Source organism: Chelatococcus caeni (genome assembly GCF_014196925.1).
Lineage (GTDB): Bacteria > Pseudomonadota > Alphaproteobacteria > Rhizobiales > Beijerinckiaceae > Chelatococcus_A > Chelatococcus_A caeni.
Genome location: NZ_JACIEN010000002.1, coordinates 474,997 through 494,693, shown reverse-complemented (window position 1 = coordinate 494,693; position 19,697 = coordinate 474,997). Strand labels below are relative to the sequence as shown.

Sequence of the window (19,697 nt, the reverse complement as noted above, 5' to 3'; positions counted from 1 at the left end):
ACTGGACGCGAACATGTTCGGCAAGCGGACGAGCCAGAATGGCCCCCTCGGCGGGGCGGCACCGGCCCCCCAGCCGGCGCGGCTCGGCCCGGCCGCCGCGCCGGCGAGGATCGATCCGCCGCCGCGCGCCGCGCCGCCGCCGTCCGCCCCGCAGCCCGAGCCGCCGCGGCCGGAAAAGCGCCATTCGGAGGAATATTACCAGACGAAGAGCATGATCTTCGGCGCCCTCATCGAGGCGATCGACCTGTCGCAGCTCGTCAAGCTCGACACCGAGACGGCGCACGACGAGATCCGCGACATCGTCACCGAGATCATCGCCCTCAAGAACGTCGTCATGTCGATCGCTGAGCAGGAGGAGCTGCTCGACGACATCTGCAACGACGTGCTCGGCTACGGCCCGCTCGAGCCGCTGCTCGCCCGCGACGACATCGCCGACATCATGGTCAACGGCGCGGGCTACACCTACATCGAGGTCGCCGGCAAGATCCAGCGCTCCAACGTGCGCTTCCGCGACAACCAGCAGCTGATGAACATCTGCCAGCGCATCGTCAGCCAGGTCGGCCGGCGCGTGGACGAGGCCTCCCCCATCTGCGACGCACGCCTGCCGGACGGCTCGCGCGTCAACGTCATCGTGCCGCCGCTCGCCATCGACGGGCCGGCGCTCACCATCCGCAAGTTCAAGAAGGACAAGCTGACGCTCGACCAGCTGGTGACCTACGGCTCCGTCTCGCAGGAGGGCGCCGAGGTCCTGCGCATCGTCGGCCGCGTCCGCTGCAACACCATCATCTCGGGCGGCACCGGCTCGGGCAAGACGACGCTGCTCAACTGCCTCACCCGCTACATCGACCACGACGAGCGCATCATCACCTGCGAGGACGCGGCCGAGCTGCAACTGCAGCAGCCGCACGTGGTGCGCCTCGAGACGCGCCCGCCCAACCTCGAGGGCCAGGGCCAGGTGACGATGCGCGACCTCGTGCGCAACTGCCTGCGCATGCGTCCCGAGCGCATCATCGTCGGCGAGGTGCGCGGCGCGGAGGCCTTCGATCTCCTGCAGGCCATGAACACCGGCCACGACGGCTCCATGGGCACACTCCACGCCAACTCGCCGCGCGAGGCGCTGTCGCGTCTCGAATCCATGATCACCATGGGCGGCTTCGCTTTGCCCTCGCGCACCATCCGCGAGATGATCTGCGCCTCCGTCGACGTCATCATCCAGGCCGCGCGCCTGCGCGACGGCTCGCGCCGCATCACCCACATCACCGAGATCATGGGCATGGAGGGTGACGTCATCATCACCCAGGACGTCATGACCTACGACATCACCGGCGAGGACGCGAACGGGCGCCTCCTCGGCCAGCACCGCTCGACGGGCATCGGCCGGCCCCGCTTCTGGGAGCGGGCGCGCTATTTCGGCGAGGACCAACGCCTCGCCACCGCGCTCGACGCCATGGAGCGCGCGGGCGGCGAAGCCGTGGCGTGAGGGCCGCACCATGGACGAGATGCTCCTCACCCTCTTCGGCTCCCTCGCCCCCGCGAACCTCGCCGTCGCGGCGCTGGTGACGGTCGCGGTCGGCGGCATCGCCTATGTGCTCGTCTATCCCTGGCTGTCGGGCGAGAAGCGGGCGGAGGAGCGGCAGAAGGCGCTCGTCGGCACCTCCGCCCAGCGCGCTGCAGAGCGCCTCAACGCCGCCACCGCCAGCAAGCGCGAGCAGGTGGCGCAGAGCCTCAAGGAGATCGAGGCCCGCGAGAAGCGGCGCAACAAGCTCTCCCTCGAGATGCGCATCACCCAGGCCGGCCTCGCCTGGACGAAGCCGCGCTTCTTCCTCGTCAGCGCCGGGCTCGGCCTTGCCACCGCGCTCCTGCTCTTCCTCATGACGCACCGGCCCGTCATGGCGCTCGCCGGCCTCTTCGTCGGCGGCCTCGGCCTGCCGCGCTGGCTGCTCGCCCACCTGCGCAACAAGCGCATGAAGCGCTTCGTCGAGGAGTTGCCGAACGCCCTCGACGTCGTGGTGCGCGGCGTGCGTGCCGGCCTGCCGCTCGGCGACTGCCTGAAGATCATCGCCTCGGAGGCGGCCGAACCGGTGCGCTCCGAATTCCGCGCCATCGTCGAGGCGCAGGCGCTCGGCCTGTCCGTGACGGACGCTTGCGCACGCCTGCCCGAGCGCATGCCCATCCCCGAGGCGAACTTCTTCGCCATCGTCATCGCCATCCAGCAGAAGGCGGGCGGCAACCTGTCCGAGGCGCTCGGCAACCTCTCGCGCGTCCTGCGCGAGCGCAAGAAGATGAAGGGCAAGATCCAGGCGATGAGCATGGAGGCGAAGGCCTCGGCCGGCATCATCGCCTCCCTGCCCTTCGTCGTCGCCATCCTCGTCTACATCACGAGCCCGAGCTACATCGAGCTCCTGTGGCTCAAGGACACGGGCAAGATCGCCCTCGCCGTCTCGGGGGGCTGGATGCTGGTCGGCATCATGGTCATGCGCAACATGATCAATTTCGACTTCTGAGGAGGCGCGGGTGGCGATCGTCGAGGCCCTCACCGACCGGTTGCTCGACAGCCAGTTCATGCTGGCGCTCCTCGCGGCCATCGCGGCCGCCGGCACGGTGCTGACGCTCGCCCTGCCGCTCGCCGAGCGCAACGCGCTCGACAAGCGCATGAAGGCGGTGGCGCTGGAGCGGGACAAGATCCGCGCCCGCGAGCGCGAGCGCATGATGGGCCAGCAGCGCGCCTCCCTGCGCCAGCAGCCCAAGGCCTACATGAAGCAGGTGGTCGACCGCTTCAACCTCGGCCACTGGCTCGGCACCGACACGGCCCGGGCGCGCCTGACCATGGCCGGCTACCGCGGCCAGCAGGCGGAGATCGCCTTCCTCTTCTTCCGCATGGTGCTGCCCATCGGCCTGTGCCTGTTCACGGCCTTCTACGTCTTCGTGCTCCTCAAGCTGCAGCAGCCGCTCGCCATCAGGCTCGGCATCGTCATCTTCGCCGCCTATGCCGGCATCAAGCTGCCGGAGCTCTTCGTCTCCAACGCCATCCAGAAGCGGCAGGTCTCGATCCGCCGCGCCTGGCCGGATGCGCTCGACCTTCTGCTCATCTGCGTCGAATCCGGCATGTCGATCGAGCAGGCCTTCCGCAAGGTGGCTCAGGAGATCGGCCCCCAGTCCGTGCCGCTGGCCGAGGAGCTGACGCTCGCCACGGCGGAGCTCTCCTACCTGCCGGACCGGCGCGCCGCCTTCGAGAACCTCGGCACCCGCACGGGCCTCGACATCGTCAAGAACGTCGCGACCGCGCTCATCCAGGCCGAGCGCTACGGCACCTCGCTCGGCCAGGCGCTGCGGGTCCTCGCACAGGAGAGCCGCGACCAGCGCATGAACGAGGCCGAGAAGAAGGCGGCGGCCCTGCCGCCCAAACTCACCGTGCCGATGATCCTCTTCTTCCTGCCGGTGCTCTTCGTCGTCATCATCACCCCGGCCCTCATCCAGGTCTTCGGCTGGAAGTGATGGACCGGCCTGCCGGGGAAAGGCCTTTCACGACGCGGCCTTGAGCATGGCGTAGCAGGTCTCCCCACCGGCGGAGAACGGCTCGTAGGCCTTCTGCGCCTGCTGCAGCCATTCGCGGTGCGAATTGTAGCGCGCCTCGACCGCCTCGATCGGCTTCAGCGCGAGGAACTGCCGGCCGTGGCCCAGGAAGCGGCAGGCGCGCGCGACGAGGCGCCGGCTGCGGTCGCGCAGCCAGGCGTAGTCCCACAGCACGTCCAGCACCTCGCGCTTGACGTTGGCGGCCAGCTCGGGGTCGGTGACGATCTCGTCGGGCTGGCGATTTGCGAGGACGCGCCGCAGGTCGCCATAGTCCTCCCGCAGCTGCTTGACCGCATATTGGAGATCCGCCTCGTCCTTGACCAGGCCGAACCACAGGTTCGGATCGAGCCGATGGACCAGGGGTGACGACTGGAAGTCGCTCGAGAACTGCATGGCCGCGAATTCATCGAGGTCGACCTCCCGCTCGATGAGCCTTATGGCCGCGACCTGGGCGGCAAGATCGGCGCCGGCTGCCGTCACCGCCCGGTTCGAGCCGCCATCCTCGGGATCGACATAGGCGCCGCCGTCGTCCAGCACCGGATCGATCTCGGCCACGAACTCGAGCAGCGGCGCCGCGCGGCTCAATCTCACCGCCAGTTTCGCCAGGAGCTCCTGCGCCTGCGCGTCCTGTCGCTGACGCTCCAGATAGTTCTGCTGAAAGAAGAAGATGAACAGCGATATGCCGATCCCCAGGAGGATCACGCCGAGCTGTGAAAATGTGTTCCTGTAATACTCAAGCTGCTTCTCCTTGTGCCGCTCGTCGCGCGCCGTATAGTGAACAACCTGGTTATTGATGAACAGCGACACGATCAGCAGCAAGGCGCCGAGCAGCCCGAGCATGGCGATGAGTGCATGGCTGCCACCGAATGTCCAATCGAACTCCATCGCCGGTACCTTTCGAATGCTTCGCCGGCTGCCCCGGATCACCGGAACTGCCGGCTCGCTCGTTGAAGCATCGAACCCGTCTCATAAAACCGGACCGCCGGCTTTGGGCCTCGTCCCCCTCTCAGCCGACGGCCTTGCCTGCTCAATCACCGGCGCGCTTCAGCACGCCGAGCCCCAGATCGTTGAGGTGCTCGATCTCGACCTCATAGGCCTTCCCATCGGGCCCGATCGCGAAGGTGATGGCGAGGAGCATGGCCGGCATCTCCGCATAGGGGCGATAGGTAAACAGGTCGCGGTCGAAATGGCTGAGCGGGACGACCCGGTTGCCGTCTGGACCGAGCCGGATTTCGAGCCCCCCGTCCTTCTCGGCGACCACGGCCCGTCCGACGTAAGGATTGGCATAGGTACCGGCGTAGGACGAGAGCGGGAGGGCCGGCCTCGGCGACGCGGGCGGCGTGCCGTAGCGCTTGACTGCCGCCTCGATCGCCGGCCCGAAGAGCTGATCGTAGAGCCTGCCCCAGTCCGCACTCCAGTCGCGGGTGGCTTCGCCCCGCATCACCAGATCGAAGAACGTATCGGCAAGGCCTTCCGGCACGCCGGTGGGGAAGGCGTTGGCTAGGACCGCGATGCCGAGCTCTTCGTCGGGAAGCAGGCTGACGAGCGTGCGGGCGCCGTCGCTGAACGCGCCGGCATGTCCCCAGACCTCGCCGTAACGGCCATACTCCAGGTTCCAACCGAGACCGTAGAAGACCGGGCTGCCGGTGATGGGATGCCTGCCGAGCGACATGTGCGGCAGGTGCGTCTGGCCGATCGCATCCGCATCGATCAGCTGCTGGCCGTTGTACTTGCCCTTGCCGAGATGAAGCCGCATCCACTGCGCGACATCGCGCGCATTGGAGCTGACCCCGCCGGCCGGCGATTGCGCATCGGGATCGCGCCTGGCAAGCGCCTGCCATCGGCCGTCGTGCCGCGCGTGGAGCGTGGCGCGATTGGCGCGCGCGAGGAAATCGGCATGGCGCGAACTGGTCGAGACCATGCCGAGCGGCTTGTAGAGCTTGCCCTCGGCTGCCTCCTCCCAGCTCATGCCAATGGCCGCGGCCGCGGCGACGGCCCCCGCAGTGAGCCCGAAGTTGCTGTAGGAATAGCCCGAGCGGAAGCTGCTCGACGGCTTGACCTGGCGAAGCCGGTGGAGGATCGCATCGCGCCCGTAGCCGAGCTCCTCCAGCTCGTTGCCGGCGCCGCCCGGAAGGCCGCTGCGGTGGCAGAAGAGATCGCGGACGGTCACCTGCGCGGTGGGATAGGCCTCATGGAGCTGGAAGCCCGGGTCGATGTCCGCGATGCGCGCATCCCAGCTCGTTCCGGCCTCGCCTACGATCGCCGCAACCACGGTCGAAGCAAGCGGTTTCGACAGCGAGGCGAGCTGAAAGACGGTATCGGCGTCGACCGGCGCGCCGCCGCCCTCTGCCCTGACGCCGAACCCTTTCAGGAAGACGACCTCGTCCCGGTAGACGATCGCGATCGACAGGCCTGGAACCTCGTCCTTGTCCACGATCTGCCGGGCCATCTCCTCCAGCCTGGGCAGGGCGGCCATCACCCTGTCCCTGGTCGCGTGCTCGAAGGACTGTGCGCGGCCAGTGAGTGGCGCGCTGATCAACGGCACCATGAAGAGAAGGCGCAGAGCGAGGAAGCGGATGCGCGTGACGGGGTGCTCCACTGGATGGGTCATGATGCCCCTCGCGGTGCGGCGTTTGCGCGAACTATACATGACATGAATGAGGCACGTCCTGCTTGCCGGCACACCGGCTTTGGCAGACATCCCGCCGTTTATGTCATTTCCGCTAGCGCACCGCGCCCCTAGGCTGCCGTCCGAACATCAGGACGAGAGGTGGCCCCATGAAGGCGCTGATCGCCGGTGGCGGCATCGGCGGGCTGACCACGGCCCTGTTCCTGCATGCGATCGGGATCGAGGTCGAGATCTTCGAGCGCGCCGGCGAGATCCGCGAGCTCGGCGTCGGCATCAACGTCCTGCCGCATGCCGCAAGGGAACTGGCGGGCCTCGGGCTTCAGCCGGAGCTGGACGCCCAAGGCATCCGCACGCGCGAGCTCATCTATGCCAACCGGCTCGGCCACGTGGTGTGGCGGGACCTGCGCGGCATCGAGGCGGGGCACGACCATCCGCAATACAGCATCCATCGCGGCAGGCTCCTGAAGCTGATCCACGCGGCGGTGATCGACCGGCTGGGCCGCGACGCCATCCGCACCGGCTGCCAGGTTGACGGATTTCGCCAGACGGCGGACGGCGTGGCCGTCGCGCTGTCGGGCCCCGGCGGACGCACCCGCGCCTCCGGCGACCTGCTCGTCGGCGCGGACGGCATACACTCCACGGTGCGCGCCCGGTTGTTCCCCGATGAAGGTCCGCCGATCTGGAACGGCGTGATGCTGTGGCGCGGCTGCACCCGCTGGCCGACCTGGCGCGACGGCCGCACGATGGCGATCGCCGGCGGCAATTTCGCGAAATTCGTGTTCTATCCGATCGAGGCCGATGCGGCAGAGCCGCAGACGCGCCTCACCAACTGGGCGGTGATGGCGCGAACGGGAGCCTCGGGCGCCGCGCCTCCGCGCCGGGAGGATTGGACCCGACAAGGCCGGCTGAAGGAGGTGGTGCCCTTCGTGCGCGACCGCTTCCGGCTGGATTTCGTCGATCCCGCAGAGATCATCCGGGCGACCGGGACGTTCTACGAATACCCCAATTGCGACCGCGATCCGCTCGACCGCTGGTCTTTCGGACGCGTGACGCTGCTGGGCGACGCCGCCCACCCGATGTACCCGGTCGGCTCCAACGGGGCGAGCCAGGCGATCCTCGATGCGCGCAGCCTCGCCGGCCACCTCGCCTCGGCCGGGTCGGTCGAAGCGGCGCTCGCGGCCTATGACGCGGAACGCCGGCCCGCGACATCGGCCATCGTGCTCGCCAACCGCCAGGGCGGCCCCGAAGGCGTCATCGACATGGTCGAGGCAAGGGCGCCGGACGGTTTCGACGATATCGAGGCGATCGCGTCCCACGACGAGCGGGAAGCCGTCGTGCGCGGCTACGCCCGCCTGGCCGGCTTCGCCAGCCGCGCCGGCGCAAAGCCGGCCTGACACCTGCGGGCCTTACAGCACGGCATGCATGTCGCGGAAGAGCCGCGGCGCGACGCCGAAGCGGCGCTCGAAGGCTTCCGCCAGCCGCGCGGGCGGAAAGAGGCCGACCTGCGCCGCGACCGCTTTCAGCGAGAGCCCCCGCGACAGCAGCATGCGCGCCGCATCGAGCCGCGCGGCCTCCACGAAGCGGGCGGGCGTCTCGCCCGTCGCGGCCACGAACCGACGGTGGAAGGTGCGCTCGGTCATTCCGGCGCGGGCGGCGAGCGACGGCACGTCGAGCGGTGCATCGAGGTTGGCCTGCATCCATCCGATCAGGTCCGCGAACGGGCTGTCGCCCTTGACCTGCGCCTTGAGGACCGGGCTGAACTGGGACTGGTAGCCGGGGCGGCGGGCATAGAGGATGAGCCGCTTCGCGACCTCGCCGGCGATCGTTGCGTCAAGGTCGTGCGCGATCATCGCCAGCGCCATGTCGATGCCGGTCGTCACCCCCGCCGAGGTCCAGAGCCGCCCGTCGACGACATAGAGCGCGTCCGAATCCACCGCGACCTTCGCAAAGGCGTCGGCAAATGGCCGGCAGGCGTCCCAGTGGGTCGCGACGCGATGGCCGTCGAAGAGACCGAGCGCCGCCAGCACGAAGCCGCCGGTGCAGACGGAGCCGAAGCGCTCGGCCTGCCGTACAAGCGGCGGCAGCGCGGCCCGCAACGCCGGGTCCGCCACCGCCGGCAGGAGGTGCTCCCGTTCCGCGCCGACGACCAGCACGGTCTGGACGTCCCCGGGGCGCACATCGGTAATGGACCGCGTCTCGACCGCGACCCCGCTGCTGCTCTCCACGGCCCCGCCTTCGGCCGACAGCAGCGTGACCCGGTAGAACGCGGGCTTCCCGCTCTGGCCGAGAGCACGATTGGCGCCGGTGAAGACGGAAGCCGGCCCCGAGGGGTCGAGCAGCTCGAAACCGGGATAGACCACGAAGGCGACGTGATGCATTGGCAGAAATTATCAGCTGTTTGTCATTCCTGCCAGGGCTCGCGACATCTAATGTTGCTCTGGAGGCGCTGAGAGGCGCTGGATGCCGGAGAAGCTCCGCATGTCGAAAGTGCACCTCTTGTCAGGCGTTCTGGTGGTCCTCGTCCTCTGCCTCGGGGGTTTCGGCGGCTGGATCCTCAGCCTGCCGGCCGCAACGGCGGCTGTCGAGGCGCCGCCGGTGCCACGGGAGGAGGCGGATGCCATGCTCGCTGCACTGAAACCCGTAAAACGCGAGCGTCCGCTCATAGCCGTCATCGCCCTCAACGAGGCCACGGAGACGACCGACTATCTGGTGCCGGCCGGCATCCTGAGGCGGGCCGATGTCGCCGATGTCGTGATGCTGGCGTCCGGCCCGGGGCCGGTGACGCTCTATCCGGCCCTCCGGGTCATCCCCGATGCGACGCTCGCGCAGTTCGACGCCGCGCATCCCGAAGGGGCGGACTATGTCATCGTGCCCGCCATGAGCCGCGACGACGACCCGGCCGTGCTCACCTGGCTGACGTCCCAGGCAGCGAAGAAGGCGCGGATCATCGGCATCTGCGCCGGCGCCAAGGTGGTCGCTGCCTCGGGCCTGCTCGACGGCAGGCGCGCGACGACCCACTGGTATTACCTGCGCGAGATGCTGGGCCGGAGCCCGACGACCACCCATGTCGCCGACCGGCGCATGGTGAGCGACGAGGCCGTCACGACCACCACGGGCATCTCCGCCTCCATGCCGATGATGCTGACGCTGATCGAAGCGATCGCCGGCCGGACCAAGGCAGAAGCGGTGGCCCGCGACCTCGGCATGGGAGAATGGGACGCCGGGCACGCGAGCGGCGCGTTCAGGCTCACGCGCCCCTTCGCGGTGACCGTGCTCGCGAACAGGATGGCCTTCTGGAACCGGGACGAGTTCGGCCTCCGCCTCGAGCCGGGCGTGGACGAGGTGTCGCTGGCGCTGGTGGCCGATGCCTGGTCGCGCACCTACAGGTCGCGCGTCACGAGTTTCGCCGCTTCGGCGGATGCGATCGAGACCCGCAGCGGCCTTCGGCTCATCCCCGACAGCCTTGCCCATGACTGGCCGGAAACCCGGCGCATCCTGCCCTTGCCGGCCGAGCGGCCGGCCAATGCGCTCGACCGGACGCTCGACTCGATCGCCGCGCGCTACGGAGGCGCCACCGCCGACGTGGTCGCCATGCAGCTCGAATACCCCCGCGTGACGGCAGGCCGTTAGGCCGAACAAGCGGCTCCCCCACGGCCTCCGCCTCGCGGGTCCGGCAGTGAACACCAGCAGGAGCAACCGACATGAGAAGGATCATCGCAACCGCCTATGTGTCACTCGACGGCGTCATGCAGGCTCCGGGGGGCCCGGAAGAGGATCCCACGGGCGGCTTCGCTCTTGGCGGATGGCTCGTGCCCTATTGGGACGACATGATGAACAAGCGCATCATCGACAGCATGGCCGAGCCCTTCGACCTTCTTCTGGGGCGCCGGACATACGAGATCTTCGCCGCCTACTGGCCGCACGCCGGTGACAACCCGATCGCCAACCGTTTCAACGCGGCGACCAAATACGTCGCCACGCGCAGCCTCGACCATCTCGACTGGGCCGGTTCCATCCGCATCGGCGGCGACGTGGCAGCCGAGATCACGCGGCTGAAATCGGGCGACGGCCCGGACATCCAGACCTGGGGCAGCAGCGATCTGTTGCAGACGCTGACAACCGCCGGGCTGATCGACGAATACCGCGTCTGGATCTTTCCGCTTATCCTGGGGCGCGGAAAGCGCCTGTTCGAGGACCGCCTCCCGGCACGGGCGCTCGCGCTCGCCGACACGACGACCTCATCGACCGGCGTGGTGATCAACACCTACCGGCCGGCGGGGGAGGTGAAACCGGGATCGTTCGTCGCCGACGCGCCATCCGACGCGGAACTGGCGCGGCGCAGGAAGCTGGCGGACGAAGCCCGCGCATCGTGAGCCCGGGCGGTGGCGGCGAAACGGCCTCGCCGAGGCGCCGGGCACCCGACGAAGAGGAGCACCAGCCATGTCGCTCGCCCGCGTTCAGAACTTCTCCGTCTCGCTCGATGGTTTCGGCACCGGCGAAGGCCTGAGCCGTGACGAGCCGTTCGGCCACGCCGGCGAGCGGCTGCACGAATGGATGTTCGCCACCCGGTGGGGCCGCGAGATGTTCGGTCTGCCGCCCGGCGGCACCGGCGGCGTCGACGACGCCTTCGCGCGGCAGTTCTATCCCGGCATCGGCGCCGAGATCATGGGCGCCGGGAAGTTCGGCCCTCCCGGCTGGCAAGGGAACCCGGAGTGGACGGGCTGGTGGGGGTCGAACCCGCCGTTTCACACGCCGGTCTTCGTCCTCACCCATCACCCGCGCCCGTCGATCGCGATGGAAGGCGGCACGATCTTCCATTTCATCGACGCCCCGCCGGCCGAAGCGCTGAAGGTCGCCCGCGAGGCGGCAGGGGGCAAGGACGTGCGCATCGGCGGAGGGTCGATCGTCGTTCGGGACTTCCTGGCCGCCCGGCTCATCGACCACGCGCATGTCGCCGTGGTCCCGATCCTGCTCGGCCGGGGCGTACGCCTGTGGGAGGGGCTCGAGGGCCTCGAGAGCGACTACCAGATCGAAGCCACCTCCTCGCCCGGCGGCGTGACGCACATGACCTTCACGCGGAAGGATGCGTGAAATGCCGCGGGCCCTTTCATCTCAAAGAAACGGCCTTGCGAGCATCTCCGCGCCGAGGAGGAGAAGGCACATCAGGAAGCCGCGCCGGAAGGTCGCTGGATCGATGCGGCGGCGGATCGCCTGTCCGGCCCACATCCCGGCGAGCGCTGGAACAACCGCGAGCGCCGACAACGCGACGTCGTCGACCTGGAAGACGCCCCGCGAGGCGAGCCCGGCCGCAAGCGCCACGGTGGACATGGTGAAGGACAGGCCGAGCGCCTGGACGAGATCATCCTTCGTGAGGCCGAGTGCCTGAAGATAGGGCACGGCCGGAATGACGAAGACGCCCGTGCCGCCGGTGACGAGGCCGGTCGTCACGCCGACCATCGGTGCCAGCCACGCCTCCAGCCTCCACGGCACGTGCAGCTGTTGCGCAAGAAGCGTATAGCCGGCATAGGCGACGAGCGCGGCCCCGAGCAGGGCCGTCGTCGCGCTGGTATCGCCGCCCGCCAGCAGCGGCGACGAGCACGAACGAAGGATCCATCATGGCATCCGGATAGCGGATCGTTCACCCGCCGCAATGCGGATCCGCCGCAGCCTGCCTTCGGCTAGCCCGAAGGCACGGCACCGCCTATGCTCACACCCATGCGCTTCGACCTGACGGACCTTCGCCTGTTCCTCGCCGTGCTCGATGCCGGCAGCATCACCCATGGCGCGGCCGAGGCCGGCCTGTCGCTCGCCGCAGCCAGCGAGCGGCTGCGCGACATGGAAGCGGCCGGCAAGGTCGCGCTTCTCGAACGGGGCCGCCGCGGCGTCACGGCGACGGCGGCCGGTGAGGCGCTGGCGCATCATGCCAGGATCATCCTGCGCCAGATGGCGCAGATGCGCGGCGAGCTCGGCGAGCACGCGAGCGGCCTGCGCGCGACCGTGCAGGTGGCTGCGAACACTGCCGCCCTCAGCGAATTCCTGCCGCAACGGCTCGGCCCCTGGATGGCGGCCAATCCGCGCATCGACGTGGCGCTGAAGGAGCGGCAGAGCGCCGAGGTCGCGAGAGCCGTCACGTCCGGGCTGGCGGAGATCGGCATTCTCTCGGACGCCGTCGACACCTCCGGCCTCGTGCTGCGGCCCTTTGCCGTCGACCGCCTCGTCGCGGTTGCCCCACATGGTCATCCGCTGACGGCGAGCAAACGCATCGCCTTTGCCGAGATCCTGCACGAGCAGGTCGTCGGTCTGGCCGGCGGCGCATTGCAGGAGCACATCGATGCGCAGGCCGCGCGGATGGGCGCCCGGCTCAAGATGCGGGTGCGCATGCCCAGCTTCGACGGCATCTGCCACATGGTGGCCGCGGGCGTCGGTCTCGGCGTCGTGCCCGAGATGGCGGCGCGCCGCTGCGGACGGTCCATGAAGCTCATGCGGCTTCGGCTCACCGATGCCTGGACCACGCGCCGCCTGGCGGTCTGCGTCCAGCATGAAGAGGAGCTCACGCCTCCGGCGCGCGCGCTCTTCGCGTTCCTCGCATCCGACGGTTGCGCTCCGGCCTCTCCGGGCAACTGAATGCGGCGGTTTCGGAACCCGATCGCGGAGCAGCTGTTTCAGGGACGCATTCACTCCACTTTTCGCCCGTAGGGGTCTTCCACCACGACCAGACCAAGGAGGCCGGCCGATGCTCGTGCAGATCGGAACTCTCATCGCTGCGACGAGCCTTGTTCAGCTGGCCAACGGCTTCTTCAACACCTTCCTCTCGCTGCGCCTGACCATGGAGGATTTCGGCCCGACCGGCACCGGTGTCGTCCTCAGCGCCTATTTCATCGGCTTCACCGCCGGCGCCGTCGGGTCGGGACGGCTGATCCGGCGCATCGGCCACATCCGTGCCTATGCGGCCTTCGCCGGCATGGTCGTGGCCGCGACGGCCGCCATGCCGCTCTCCGTCTCGCCCGCCGTCTGGATCGCCTGCCGGGCCGCCATCGGCCTCGGCTGCGTCGGCCTCTTCATCACCACCGAGAGCTGGCTCAACGCCAAGGCGGAGGCGAGCCAGCGCGGCCGCGTCTTCTCGGTCTACATGGTCGGCACCTTCACGGCCCTCGCCGTCGGGCAGCTGCTGATCGGGCAATTGACGATCCAGTCGGCCGCCCCGTTCTACGTCATCATCGTGCTCTTCGCCCTCGCGCTCGTCATGGTCACCCTGACGCGGGCCGAGGCGCCCGGGATCATGCCGGAGGCGACGCTGCCCTACGGCGATCTCACCCGCCAGGCGCCGGTCGCCGTGATGGGCTGCGTCATCGGCGGCATGATCACCAGCGCCTTCTATGCCTTGGTGCCGGCCTGGATGCTGCGCGACGGCATCACGCAGGACACCATCGCCATCTTCATGCTGGTGGCCGTGCTCGGCGGGCTTGCGCTGCAGGTGCCCGTGGGGCGCCTGTCCGACCGCAACGACCGCCGCCTGGTCCTCGCCGGCCTTGCGGTCGGCTTTGCGGCTTCGGCGCTGCTGCTCGCGGTGCTGCCCCCCAGCCCGGCCACGGTCCTGCCGGTCGCGGCGCTGCTTGGCGGCTTCATGTCGACCCTCTATCCCGTCAGCGTCGCCCACGCGCTCGACCGCATGCCCGCCGACCGCGTGGTGGCGGTCAGCGGCCGGCTGGTGCTCGTCAGCGGCTTCGGCTCGGCCCTCGGCCCGATGATCGGCTCCGGCGTGATGGCACGGCTCGATATCGACGGCCTTCTGTACTTCATGGCCTCGATCGCGCTCCTCCTCGCTGCCGTGGCCCGGATGCGCATCGCCTCGCGGCCGCCGCCGGCCGTGCGCGCCGAGCGCCCGTTCGACATCATCGATCCCACGACAGCCCCCATCTCGCAGGAGCCCGAGGCGACCGATCCCGACGGCTCCCCACGCGCTGTGCCTGCCTGAGCGGCCCGGCCGCCCGCTATTTCGGCACCGCCCCGTGCACTTCGCGTCAGGGGTGCGATTGACGGCGTGAAGGGCGAGTGCTTTCCTTCGCCCGGCAAAGTCGACGCGCCGGAAAGACTTGGATTCGCTCAACTTTAAATCAAATGCCGGCGCGATCCAGAAGCGGGAGGCAGATGTGAGCCGTATTCGAACGTTCCTCTGCGCCGTCGCTGCGCTGTTTGCGATCACGACCCTGGCGCAGGCCGAAACCGTCTATCACCGCGGCAACGCCGGCGACCCGAAGACGCTCGACGCGCATCAGACCTCGATCGACGTCGAGGCCAACGTCCTGTGGGACCTGCTCGAGGGTCTCGTCGCCTATGACGAGGCCGGCAAGGTCGCTCCCGGCGCCGCCGAGAGCTGGACCATGTCGCAGGACGGGACGGTCTACACCTTCAAACTTCGCGACAACGGCAAGTGGTCAAACGGCGATCCGGTGAAGGCCTCCGACTTCGTCTTCTCCTTCCGCCGCATCATGGATCCGCAGACGGCGGCGAAATACGCCTCGCTGCACTACCCCATCAGGAACGCCGAAAAGATCAACAAAGGCGAGATGAAGCCCGAGGAACTCGGCGTGAAGGCCGTCGACGACCTGACGCTGGAGATCGCGCTCGAGCGGCCGACGCCCTATTTCCTTGAATTGCTCACGCACCAGACGGCGCTGCCGATGCATCAGGCGAGCGTCGAGCAATTCGGCAAGGACTTCGTGCGGCCGGGCAACTTCGTCTCCAACGGCGCCTACAGCCTCGCCGAGAACGTGCCGGGCGACCACATCAAGGTGGTCAAGAACCCGCACTACTGGGATGCGGCCAACGTCAAAGTCGACGTGGTCATGTTCTATCCGACCGAGGACAACGCCGCCGCGGTGCGCCGCTTCATGGCCGGCGAGCTCGACACCAACTACCAGTTCCCCATCGACCAGCTGCCCTTCCTCAAGGAAAAGCTGGGCGGCCAGGTGAAGACCTCGCCCTATCTCGCCATCGAATATTACGCCATCAACAACAAGAAGGAGCCGTTCAGCGACCCGCGCGTGCGCCGCGCCCTCGCCATGGCCATCGACCGCGACTTCCTCGCCGACAAGATCTGGAGCGGGGCCGCCGTGCCCGCCTACAGCCTCGTGCCGCCCGGCATCAACGGCTACACGCCGGCCGAGGCCGAATTCGCCGCGCTGTCGCAGCTCGACCGCGAGGACGAGGCCAAGAAGCTGATCGAGGAGGCCGGCTACGGCCCGGGCGGCAAGCCGCTCAAGATCGAGATCCGCTACAACACCAACGACGCGCACAAGAAGGTGGCGACCGCCATCGCCGACATGTGGAAGCAGGTGTTCGGCGCCGAGGTCACGCTGCTCAACACCGACATCAAGACGCACTACGCCCATCTGCAGAACAGGGGCGACTTCGACGTCGCACGCGCCGGCTGGGTCGGCGACTATGCCGATGCGCAGAACTTCCTCTACCTCGGTGTCACCGGCAATGCCGTCGGCAACTATTCGCAGTTCAGCAATGCGAAGTTCGACGAGCTCGTGAAGACCTCCGACGCGACGCTCGATCCCGCGGAGCGGGCGAAGATCATGGTTGAGGCCGAGGCCATCCTGCTCGCCGAGATGGGGCTCATCCCCATCCTCAACCGCACGTCGCTCCACCTCGTGTCCGACAAGGTGAAGGGCTGGGCCGACAACGTGCGCAACGTGCATCGCAGCCGCTACATCAGCATCGATCGTTGATGACCACGGGCGGCCCCGCCGGGGCCGCCCCTCGCTGCGGAAGAGGTCATGCTCTCCTACACCCTGCGCCGCCTCCTCAGCGCCATCCCCACCCTCTTCGTCATCGTCACCGTCGCCTTCTTCCTGGTGCGCTTCGCCCCGGGCGGGCCCTTCGACCTCGAGCAGCCGCTCGCCCCGCAGGTGCTCGACAACCTGCGGCGGGCCTACAGCCTCGACCAGCCGCTCCACGTCCAGTACCTCGACTATCTCGGCAAGCTGGTGCGCGGCGACTTCGGCCCGAGCTATGTCGCGATCGACTTCACGGTCGGCGAGATGCTGCGCCGCGCCCTGCCCTATTCCATCACGCTCGGCCTCAGCGCCCTTGCGCTCGCGATCTTCGGCGGTGTCGCGGCCGGCGTCTTCGCCGCCCTGCGCCAGAACAGCGCCGCGGACTATTCCGTCATGACCGTCGCGACGGTTGGCGTCACGGTGCCCAACTTCGTCGTCGCCCCCGTCCTGCAGCTCGTCTTCGGCCTCATGCTCGGGCTGCTGCCCATCGGCGGCTGGGGCGACGGCGGCCTCGCCCACCGGCTGATGCCGACGGTTGCGCTCGCCCTGCCGCAGATGGCGGTGATCGCGCGGCTCACCCGCTCGTCCATGATCGAGGCCCTGCGCGCCGATCATATCCGTACGCTCAGGGCGAGCGGCCTGCCCGGCTATGTCATCATCCGCCATGCCCTCAAGGGGGCGCTCTTGCCGGTGATCTCCTATCTCGGGCCGGCCGCCGCCGCCCTCGTCACCGGCTCGGTGGTCATCGAGAAGATCTTCGCCATTCCCGGCATCGGCGCCTATTTCGTCGAGGGCGCGCTCAACCGGGACTACACGCTCGTCATGGGCACGGTCGTGACGCTGGCCGGCTTCGTCGTCGTCTTCAACCTCCTTGTCGACCTCGCCTATGCGGCGCTCGACCCGCGGGTGCGCTATGACTGACGGTACGCTCGCCACCGACGCCGCCGCGGCGAAGCCCGCCCCCGCCGGCCGCAGCCTCTTCGCGCTCGCCATGCGGCGCCTCCTGCGCAACCGCGCCGCCGTCGCAGGCAGCATCGTCCTTGCCCTCATCACCCTCTTCTGCGTCGCCGGCCCCTGGCTGTCGCCGCACCCCTACGACCGCGTCTACCGCTCCTATGTCGCGATGCCGCCGAGCCTCGAGCTTTATCCGAAGGAATCGGCGCTCGCCGGCGCCATGGGCGAGGCGCTGGAGCGGGCGCGCCTCGCCATGGCCAACTTCTCGGTCGACGGCGACAGCTTCCGCGTCACGCTCCGCTCGGACCGGCCGATCGACCCGCGCAACACGCGCTACATCGAAAGGCTCGATGAATTCGCCGATCCGCGCGTGGTCGAGACGCTGGATGACGGACGCACGCTCGTTGTCGCGGGTCGCGTCAACCGCCAGCTCTTCCTGATGGGGACCGACCGCAGCGGTCGGGACCTGATGACGCGCATTATGGTCGGCGGCCGCATCTCCCTGCTCGTCGGCCTGCTCGCCACCTTCGTCAGCCTCGTCATCGGCGTCGCCTACGGCGCCATCGCGGGTTTTGCCGGCGGGCGCATCGACAATCTCATGATGCGCTTCGTCGACGTGCTCTATTCCCTGCCCTTCGTCTTCTTCGTCATCCTGCTCGTTGTCTATTTCGGCCGCGACTTCGTGCTCATCTTCGTCGCCATCGGCGCCGTCGAATGGCTCGACATGGCACGCATCGTGCGCGGCCAGACGCTGGCGCTGAAGCGCCGCGAATTCGTGCAGGCGGCGGAGGCGCTCGGCGTCGGCACGGGCGGCATCCTGAGGCGCCACGTCGTGCCGAACCTGCTCGGGCCCGTCGTCGTCTTCGTGACGCTGATGGTGCCCAAGATCATCCTGCTCGAGAGCTTCCTTTCCTTCCTCGGCCTCGGCGTGCAGGCGCCGCTGACGAGCTGGGGCGTGCTCATCTCGGAAGGCGCGGCCAACATCCAGAGCGCGCCCTATCTCATCATCTTCCCGTCCATCTTCTTCGTCGCCACGCTCTTCGCCCTCAACTTCATCGGCGATGGCCTGCGCGACGCGCTCGACCCAAGGGACCGCTGATGGCCGATACCGTGCTCAGCGTCCGCGGGCTCAGCGTCCGCTTCGAGACCGAGAGCGGTGCGGTCGAGGCCGTGAAGGGCATCGACCTCGACGTCGACGCCGGCGAGACGGTGGCCATCGTCGGCGAATCCGGCTCCGGCAAGAGCCAGACCATGATGGCGGTCATGGGCCTTCTTGCCCGCAACGGCCGCGCCGACGGCTCCGTCCGCTACCGCGGCGAGGAGATCCTCGGCTTGCCGGCGCGCGCGCTCAACCGCTACCGCGGGCGCAAGATCACCATGATCTTCCAGGAGCCGATGACCTCGCTCGACCCGCTCTACCGCATCGGCGAGCAGATCGCGGAGCCGCTGATGCGCCACGCCGGGCTCTCCCGCACGGCGGCCCGTCGGCGCGCCGTCGAGCTGCTCGACCTCGTGCACATCCCCGATCCGGAGCGGCGGCTTGCCGCCTATCCGCACGAACTGTCCGGCGGCCAGCGCCAGCGCGTGATGATCGCCATGGCGCTTGCCAACGATCCCGACATCCTCATCGCCGACGAGCCGACGACGGCGCTCGACGTCACCGTGCAGGCGCGCATCCTCGAGCTCCTGTCCGAGCTCAAGGCGCGGCTCGGCATGGCCATCGTCTTCATCACCCATGACCTCGGCATCGTCCGCCGCTTCGCCGACCGCACCTATGTCATGAAGAGCGGCGAGGTGGTGGAGAGCGGCGCGACCGGCACGCTTTTCGAGCGGCCGCGGCACGACTACACGCGCATGCTGATCGAGGCGGAGCCGACCGGCCGCAAGTCCCCGCCGCCGCCGGACAGCCCGACCGTGCTCACGGCCGAGGACGTGCGCGTCGTCTTTACCCAACACGAGGGCCTGTTCGGCCGCAGGCGGCACGACCTGCGCGCGGTCGACGGCGTCGATCTCACCGTGCGCCGCGGCGAGACCGTCGGCGTCGTGGGTGAATCGGGCTCCGGCAAGTCGACGCTCGGCCGCGCCCTGCTGCGCCTGATGCCGGCGGCCGGCCTCGTGCGCTACGAGGACCGCGCGCTGATGCCGCTCGACCGGGCCGCCATGCGGCCGCTGCGCCGGCACATGCAGCTCGTCTTCCAGGATCCCTTCGGCTCCCTGTCGCCGCGGCTGACCGCGGGCGAGATCGTCACCGAGGGCCTCCTCGTGCACGAGCCGGGCCTGACCCGCGCCGAGCGTGACCGCCGCGCCGCATCCGCCTTCGAGGAGGTGTGGCTCGACCCGGCCACCCGCCATCGTTTCCCGCACGAATTCTCGGGCGGGCAGCGCCAGCGCATCGCCATCGCGCGCGCCATGATCCTCAAGCCGGCGCTCGTCGTGCTCGACGAGCCCACATCAGCCTTGGACCGTTCGGTGCAGAAGAGCATCGTGGAGTTGCTGCGCCACCTGCAGGAGAAGCACGGCCTCGCCTATATCTTCATCAGCCACGACCTCGCCGTGGTGCGGGCGCTCTCCGACGAGATCATGGTGATGAAATCGGGCAAGGTGGTCGAACGCGGCTCGGTCGAGGCGATCTTCGACAAGCCGCGCGAGGCCTACACGCGTGAATTGATCGCCGCCGCCTTCCTCGACGGGCGCGGCGTGCACATGGAGGCCGCCGCCGGACCAGGGCTCTGAGGCCAGCGGAGGAAGTCTTCCCC

At 68.7% G+C, this 19,697-nt stretch carries 16 protein-coding genes and 1 pseudogene; 13 read left to right on the top strand and 4 right to left on the bottom strand.

What is annotated here, in order from left to right; genetic code table 11:
- The first annotated feature begins 13 nt into the window (after positions 1 to 13).
- The 3 genes from GGR16_RS11015 to GGR16_RS11005 are packed head-to-tail and all read left to right on the top strand — an operon-like array spanning position 14 to position 3,495.
- Entirely contained in the window at positions 14 to 1,480 is a 1,467-nt protein-coding gene (locus tag GGR16_RS11015; RefSeq protein WP_183316620.1) for a TadA family conjugal transfer-associated ATPase, read from the top strand.
- A gap of 19 nt (positions 1,481 to 1,499) precedes the next feature.
- Positions 1,500 to 2,504 (top strand): type II secretion system F family protein, encoded by a 1,005-nt coding sequence (locus tag GGR16_RS11010; protein WP_183316865.1) that lies wholly within the window; start codon positions 1,500 to 1,502, stop codon positions 2,502 to 2,504.
- A gap of 16 nt (positions 2,505 to 2,520) precedes the next feature.
- The gene (locus GGR16_RS11005; protein WP_026015402.1) at positions 2,521 to 3,495 is read left to right on the top strand and encodes a type II secretion system F family protein; all 975 of its coding nucleotides are present in this window, start codon (positions 2,521 to 2,523) and stop codon (positions 3,493 to 3,495) included.
- A 27-nt stretch (positions 3,496 to 3,522) separates the two neighbouring features.
- On the opposite strand, the gene GGR16_RS11000 is transcribed toward GGR16_RS11005, so the two are convergent.
- Together GGR16_RS11000 and GGR16_RS10995 are read right to left on the bottom strand one after the other, a co-directional pair.
- Positions 3,523 to 4,458 (bottom strand): hypothetical protein, encoded by a 936-nt coding sequence (locus GGR16_RS11000; protein WP_183316619.1) that lies wholly within the window; start codon positions 4,456 to 4,458, stop codon positions 3,523 to 3,525.
- Positions 4,459 to 4,600: 142 nt separating this feature from the next.
- Positions 4,601 to 6,184: a serine hydrolase gene (locus GGR16_RS10995; protein ID WP_246372986.1), complete on the bottom strand. Its 1,584-nt coding sequence runs from the start codon at positions 6,182 to 6,184 to the stop codon at positions 4,601 to 4,603.
- A gap of 167 nt (positions 6,185 to 6,351) precedes the next feature.
- Between GGR16_RS10995 and GGR16_RS10990 the strand changes: the two genes are divergently transcribed.
- Entirely contained in the window at positions 6,352 to 7,596 is a 1,245-nt protein-coding gene (locus tag GGR16_RS10990; RefSeq protein WP_183316618.1) for a flavin-dependent oxidoreductase, read from the top strand.
- A 12-nt stretch (positions 7,597 to 7,608) separates the two neighbouring features.
- Here the strand turns inward: GGR16_RS10990 and GGR16_RS10985 are convergent, their stop codons facing one another.
- Positions 7,609 to 8,580 carry a GlxA family transcriptional regulator gene (locus GGR16_RS10985; RefSeq protein WP_183316617.1) on the bottom strand — a complete coding sequence of 324 codons (972 nt, stop codon included), beginning with the start codon at positions 8,578 to 8,580 and terminating at the stop codon, positions 7,609 to 7,611.
- A gap of 100 nt (positions 8,581 to 8,680) precedes the next feature.
- Here GGR16_RS10985 and GGR16_RS10980 point away from each other — a divergent pair, with 100 nt between their 5' ends.
- From GGR16_RS10980 to GGR16_RS10970, 3 genes are all read left to right on the top strand, one after another.
- Positions 8,681 to 9,832: a DJ-1/PfpI family protein gene (locus tag GGR16_RS10980; protein ID WP_183316616.1), complete on the top strand. Its 1,152-nt coding sequence runs from the start codon at positions 8,681 to 8,683 to the stop codon at positions 9,830 to 9,832.
- Between the two features lie 71 nt (positions 9,833 to 9,903).
- Positions 9,904 to 10,575 (top strand): dihydrofolate reductase family protein, encoded by a 672-nt coding sequence (locus GGR16_RS10975; protein WP_183316615.1) that lies wholly within the window; start codon positions 9,904 to 9,906, stop codon positions 10,573 to 10,575.
- 67 nt (positions 10,576 to 10,642) lie between these two features.
- Entirely contained in the window at positions 10,643 to 11,293 is a 651-nt protein-coding gene (locus GGR16_RS10970) for a dihydrofolate reductase family protein (protein ID WP_183316614.1), read from the top strand.
- Between the two features lie 21 nt (positions 11,294 to 11,314).
- Here GGR16_RS10970 and GGR16_RS10965 read toward each other — a convergent pair.
- Positions 11,315 to 11,794 (bottom strand): annotated as a pseudogene (locus GGR16_RS10965) (TSUP family transporter); the annotation flags it as partial.
- 123 nt (positions 11,795 to 11,917) lie between these two features.
- Between GGR16_RS10965 and GGR16_RS10960 the strand changes: the two are divergent.
- From GGR16_RS10960 to GGR16_RS10935, 6 genes are all read left to right on the top strand, one after another.
- Positions 11,918 to 12,826: a LysR family transcriptional regulator gene (locus tag GGR16_RS10960; protein WP_183316863.1), complete on the top strand. Its 909-nt coding sequence runs from the start codon at positions 11,918 to 11,920 to the stop codon at positions 12,824 to 12,826.
- A gap of 109 nt (positions 12,827 to 12,935) precedes the next feature.
- Positions 12,936 to 14,177, top strand: a complete 1,242-nt coding sequence (locus tag GGR16_RS10955; RefSeq protein WP_183316613.1) for an MFS transporter — start codon at positions 12,936 to 12,938, stop codon at positions 14,175 to 14,177.
- 175 nt (positions 14,178 to 14,352) lie between these two features.
- A complete protein-coding gene (locus tag GGR16_RS10950) occupies positions 14,353 to 15,939 on the top strand; it encodes a peptide ABC transporter substrate-binding protein (RefSeq protein WP_343059661.1) in 1,587 nt (528 codons plus the stop codon).
- A gap of 48 nt (positions 15,940 to 15,987) precedes the next feature.
- Complete coding sequence (locus tag GGR16_RS10945; RefSeq protein ID WP_183316611.1) at positions 15,988 to 16,908, top strand: ABC transporter permease; 921 nt, start codon at positions 15,988 to 15,990, stop codon at positions 16,906 to 16,908.
- A complete protein-coding gene (locus tag GGR16_RS10940) occupies positions 16,901 to 18,040 on the top strand; it encodes an ABC transporter permease (protein ID WP_183316610.1) in 1,140 nt (379 codons plus the stop codon). The genes GGR16_RS10945 and GGR16_RS10940 overlap by 8 nt, the downstream gene beginning before the upstream one ends.
- Positions 18,040 to 19,674 (top strand): ABC transporter ATP-binding protein, encoded by a 1,635-nt coding sequence (locus GGR16_RS10935; RefSeq protein WP_019403724.1) that lies wholly within the window; start codon positions 18,040 to 18,042, stop codon positions 19,672 to 19,674. Before GGR16_RS10940 ends, GGR16_RS10935 begins: the two co-directional genes overlap by 1 nt.
- Positions 19,675 to 19,697 lie beyond the last annotated feature (23 nt).